The organism is Oleiphilus sp. HI0117, assembly GCF_001635235.1.
The window spans coordinates 1-4,565 of record NZ_LWGA01000834.1 but is presented as its reverse complement, the minus strand read 5'-3'; the positions used below and the strand labels follow the sequence as shown (position 1 = coordinate 4,565).

Here is a 4,565-nt window from a genome sequence, read left to right as displayed (position 1 = left end):
TAACTACGATTGGCGTTTTACCAATTTGCAAAACGTAGTCATAAGCTTTGGCCAGTGTTTCATCTGAGGTCTTGTCACCACAGATGATTTCTACCAGCGGCATTTTGTCGACTGGCGAAAAGAAATGAAGGCCAATAAAGTTCTCTGGTCGCTTAGAGGCTTCCGCAAGACCAGTAATGGGTAAGGTAGAGGTATTCGAAGCAAATACAGCTGATGACTCTAAATGCGCTTCAGCTTCCTGTGTGACCTTTGCTTTTAGACCTCTGTCTTCAAATACAGCTTCAATGACTAGGTCACAGCCTTTCAAGTCCTGCGCATTATCGGTCGCCAGGATGGCGTTCATGGCAGCATCACGCTTATCACTGCTTAAGCGTCCTTTTTTCACTTTCTTATCAAGGATCTTCCGAGAATACTCTTTACCTTTTTCAGCATTTTCTACTGAAACATCTTTTAACACGACCTCAATGCCCTTAGCTGCTGATGAATAGGCAATACCTGCACCCATCATACCGGCGCCCAAAATTCCCACCTTACTCACCTTTGACGCTTCTACGCCATCAGGACGCGCTGCCCCCGCCTTGATTTCATTGAGTTGATACCAGAAAGTACCGATCATATTCTTCGCTACCTGGCTACAAACCAGCTCAACGAAATATCGTGTCTCAATGCGCATTGCCGAGTCGACATCAACTTGTAGGCTTTCAACCATTACCGAGAGAATCGACTCAGGAGCTGGCATGGTGCCTTTGGTTTTTTCGCGCATCATTGCGGGTGCAATCGGTAACATCTTCGCTAAGGCAGGCGTTGAAGGTTTTCCTCCTGGCACTTTATAGCCTTTTACATCATAAGGTTGTTGGGCTTTAGGGTTGGCTTTAATCCAAGCAATAGCCGAAGAAACTAGTTCTTCAGGTGCATCGACAATTTCATTGATCAAACCAAGATCTTTACCTTTCTCAGGTTTGAGCTGTTTACCTTCGGTCAAAAACGGCAATGCCGCCTGAAGGCCTAAGAGACGAGACATACGGACAACACCGCCACCACCAGGCAACAAGCCAAGCGTCACTTCAGGTAGACCTAGCGTCACACCTTTGCTTAAAGCGACACGGTAATGACACGAAAGCGCAAGCTCCCACCCCCCCCCAAGTGCAGCGCCGTTGATACAAGCAACAACCGGCTTACCAGATGTTTCTAGCTCTCGCATTGCCAGTTTTAGGCGGTCAACCATTTTATACAGAACCGAGGCATTTTGACGTGTAGTTGCATAGAGGTCATCAAGGTTGCCACCGGCAAAGAAAGTCGACTTATTTGAACGGAATAGCACACCTGCGAAGTCTTCATCACGAAGTTGTTCGACTGCTGCGCATAAGGAGTCTGTAAATTCCTGGTCCATTAAGTTGGCACCGGAATTGGGCTTATCAAGAATAAAGTGAACGATATTGTCTTGATCTTTTTCTACAATCACTGAATTCGTGTTGTTATTTATACTCACGGCCGTTCTCCTCTTAAACTCTTTCGATAATCGTTGCGATACCCATGCCACCGCCGACACACAAGGTCGCTAGGCCAGTCTTTAGGTCACGAGCTTCAAGCTCATCTAGTAACGTACCCAAAATGATTGCTCCTGTTGCGCCTAAAGGGTGACCCATCGCGATTGAACCGCCATTAACATTTACTTTTTCTTCACTCACTTCTAGTTCGTCCATAAAGCGCATGACCACAGAGGCGAATGCTTCGTTCACCTCGAACAAGTCGATGTCCTTAACGTCCATGCCAGCTACTTTAAGTGCTTTTCGTGCAGCGGGCGCAGGACCTGTGAGCATAATCGTCGGGTCAGTTCCAACAACAGCTGTAGAAACAATACGAGCCCGTGGTTTCATACCGAATTTTTTACCAGCAGCCTCACTACCAATTAAGACAGCTGCAGCACCATCAACAATACCCGAGGAGTTACCAGGTGAATGGATGTGATTGATTGACTCAACTTGCGGATAACGCTGACGAGCAACACCGTCAAAGCCCATCTCGCCCATCATCTGGAACGAAGCTTTTAACTTACCCAAGGTCTCCATGGATGCATCCGCCCGAACCAACTCATCGTTCGCTAAAATTTCGATACCATTACGATCAACGACCGGCACCACAGATTTTTCGAAAGAGCCGCGTTCCCAAGCCGCCGCTGCTTTATGATGCGAACGCATAGCAAAGGCATCGACGTCTTCACGGGAGTATCCACCCAAGGTAGCGATCAAATCTGCACCAATGCCCTGCGGCATAAAACCCGTTTTAAAGTTCGTTTCGGGGTCCATTGCCCAAGCACCACCATCGCTCCCCATCGGGACTCGTGACATAGACTCGATACCCCCAGCGACCACGAGATTTTCCCAACCTGAACGAATCTTCATTGCAGCGGTGTTAACCGCCTCGAGCCCCGATGCGCAAAAGCGATTAAGGACAACACCTGCAACATCATCATTCCATCCTGCAGCCAATGCTGCAGTTTTTGCGATATCAGCACCTTGGTCGCCAACAGCGGTAACGCAGCCCATGACGATATCGTCAACCTCAGCTGTATCGAAACCATTGCGCTGTTGAAGAGCGTTTAATAAATCTGAAAGAAGTGTTACCGGTTTTACTTCATGAAGAGCGCCGCTCGCTTTACCTCGGCCCCGAGGTGTGCGAATCGCGTCAAATATTAGGGCTTCATTTGTCATTGTACTTATCCTATAAAATTTGTTCGTCCATTGAATGGAAAACGCATTATTAGGATAGCTGGCTAAGCGAAGGTCTCAATGATATTTCATAGCAATAAAGTTGATCATTTATTGCAAGCTTAGAATGAGAGAGTAAAAAACGGCTTAGGGATTCGATTATGCGCGGCCGGTGACCCCGCCTTCCTTGGAGCGCTACCAAGGCTTATGTAGGCGGCCCGTCTCGGGGCGCAGGTTCTGCCTCGGAGTAGTCAGATGGTACGGCGGTTTCGTTCTGCGCGGCCAGAGAACCCGCCTACTTTGAGTGCTATTAAGCCTTGTGTGCTTGCTCTAGATATTCGTGACTTTGCATTTCTAACAAACGGCTTTCTGTTCGTTCGAACTCAAAGCTAAGTTTGCCGCCCTGGTAAATTTCATGGATAGGCGCTTCAGCAGAGATAATCACCTTAACGCTGCGGTCATAAAATTCATCAACCATATTGATAAAGCGCCTCGCCTGATCATCTGTATCGATACTCATCTGAGGGACGTTACTCACGATCACTGCGTGAAATTCTCTTGCGATCTCAATGTAGTCATTCTGGCTTCTAGGTCCATCGCAAAGCTCGGAAAAGGTAAACCAAACAACATCGTCAGCATGCCGTAGTGCTTTAAGAGGGCGACCATTAATCTCAAGCTCTAGCTCGTGAGAACCAGCTTCAACAGCGAGCTGTTTAAAGTATTTATCCAAATTGATATCGGCTTGTGCATCTAAAGGAAAATGATAAAGCTCAGCCTGTTCAAGTGTACGTAAGCGGTAATCGTTACCGCCATCAACATTCACAACCTCGGTGTACTTGTTAACAAGATCGATAGCAGGCAGAAAGCGATCACGCTGTAGGCCATCCTTGTATAAACCATCTGGAACAATGTTTGAAGTACATACAAGGGAAACACCGTTCGCAAAAAGCTCTTGCATTAAGCCGCCAAGAATCATTGCATCACCGATATCGGAAACAAAAAACTCGTCGAAGCAAATTATACGGGCCTCATCACTCAACTTCTTCGCAACGATATGCAATGGGTTCTTTTCGCCTTCAAGCGTAGTCAGCTCCTGGTGAACCCTTTGCATAAAGCGATGGAAGTGAATGCGCATTTTTTGCTCAAAAGGCAGGCTTTCATAGAAGTTATCCATTAGATAAGTTTTACCACGACCCACCCCGCCCCAGAAGTAAAGGCCTTTGACAGGCTCTGGCTTCTTTTTAGAAAACTTGTTAAACCACTTCCCGGCTAAGCGCTTGCGCTCTGCTTCATCTGAAATTAGATTTTCATACAGCGTTTGCAGTCTATCTACCGCCATTTTCTGTGCAGGGTCTTTAACGAAACCTTCCTTTTCCAAATCTTGTAAATAACGTTGCAAGGGAGAGAGCGGTAAAGACGACATATTCGAAAAATCCTAATACGAGTAAAACTAACTCTGGAAGCTTTTCTGTGAAACTTTTTTCAGAGGCCTAAAAAAGCGGCTATTTTGAGGCTTGTTGCCGCCTAGGTCAATTTTCGATTAAAAAACTATTTGCTATTGTCTTCAGACTAAAGAGGTTTTAGTATCAATCTATTATATTTTAGTTTTTTATATAACTAACATTTCTAGTTAGCCATAAGAGTGAGAGTAGTCTGTGAGCGAAACAATGATTCAACTTCTGTCGGGTGTGGGTCTGTTCTTTTTAGGCATTGTCGTGGGAGCGGTCTTTCATCGATCTGTCCAAGGCGAAGCAAGTAAGAATAAACGTTTGGAACAAAAATTAGCCGAGCTACAGGCTCGTCATGAAAAGTACCAGGCTGAGGTCAGTGAACACTTTATGGATACCGCGCAAGCTG

Annotated in this window: 4 protein-coding genes; 1 reads left to right on the top strand and 3 read right to left on the bottom strand. The window is 46.2% G+C overall.

All coding sequences use genetic code 11. The annotated features are described in order from the left end of the window. The 3 genes from A3757_RS14105 to zapE all read right to left on the bottom strand — a co-directional run. Positions 1-1,489, bottom strand: a 1,489-nt coding sequence (locus A3757_RS14105; RefSeq protein ID WP_068739810.1) for a 3-hydroxyacyl-CoA dehydrogenase NAD-binding domain-containing protein, incomplete at its 3' end; no start/stop codon positions are given. 13 nt (positions 1,490-1,502) lie between these two features. Continuing rightward, complete coding sequence (locus A3757_RS14100) at positions 1,503-2,711, bottom strand: acetyl-CoA C-acetyltransferase (protein ID WP_068739808.1); 1,209 nt, start codon at positions 2,709-2,711, stop codon at positions 1,503-1,505. Positions 2,712-3,018: 307 nt separating this feature from the next. Then, positions 3,019-4,131 carry a cell division protein ZapE gene (zapE, locus tag A3757_RS14095; RefSeq protein WP_068554080.1) on the bottom strand — a complete coding sequence of 371 codons (1,113 nt, stop codon included), beginning with the start codon at positions 4,129-4,131 and terminating at the stop codon, positions 3,019-3,021. 232 nt (positions 4,132-4,363) lie between these two features. Here zapE and A3757_RS14090 point away from each other — a divergent pair. After that, on the top strand, positions 4,364-4,565 hold a 202-nt coding region (locus A3757_RS14090; protein ID WP_156506326.1), incomplete at its 3' end, for a ZapG family protein.

Bases quoted from the DNA above. Each gene is read 5' to 3' on its own strand.
- A3757_RS14100 (WP_068739808.1), bottom strand. From the start codon at position 2,711: ATGACAAATGAAGCCCTAATATTTGACGCGATTCGCACACCTCGGGGC.
- zapE (WP_068554080.1), bottom strand. From the start codon at position 4,131: ATGTCGTCTTTACCGCTCTCTCCCTTGCAACGTTATTTACAAGATTTG.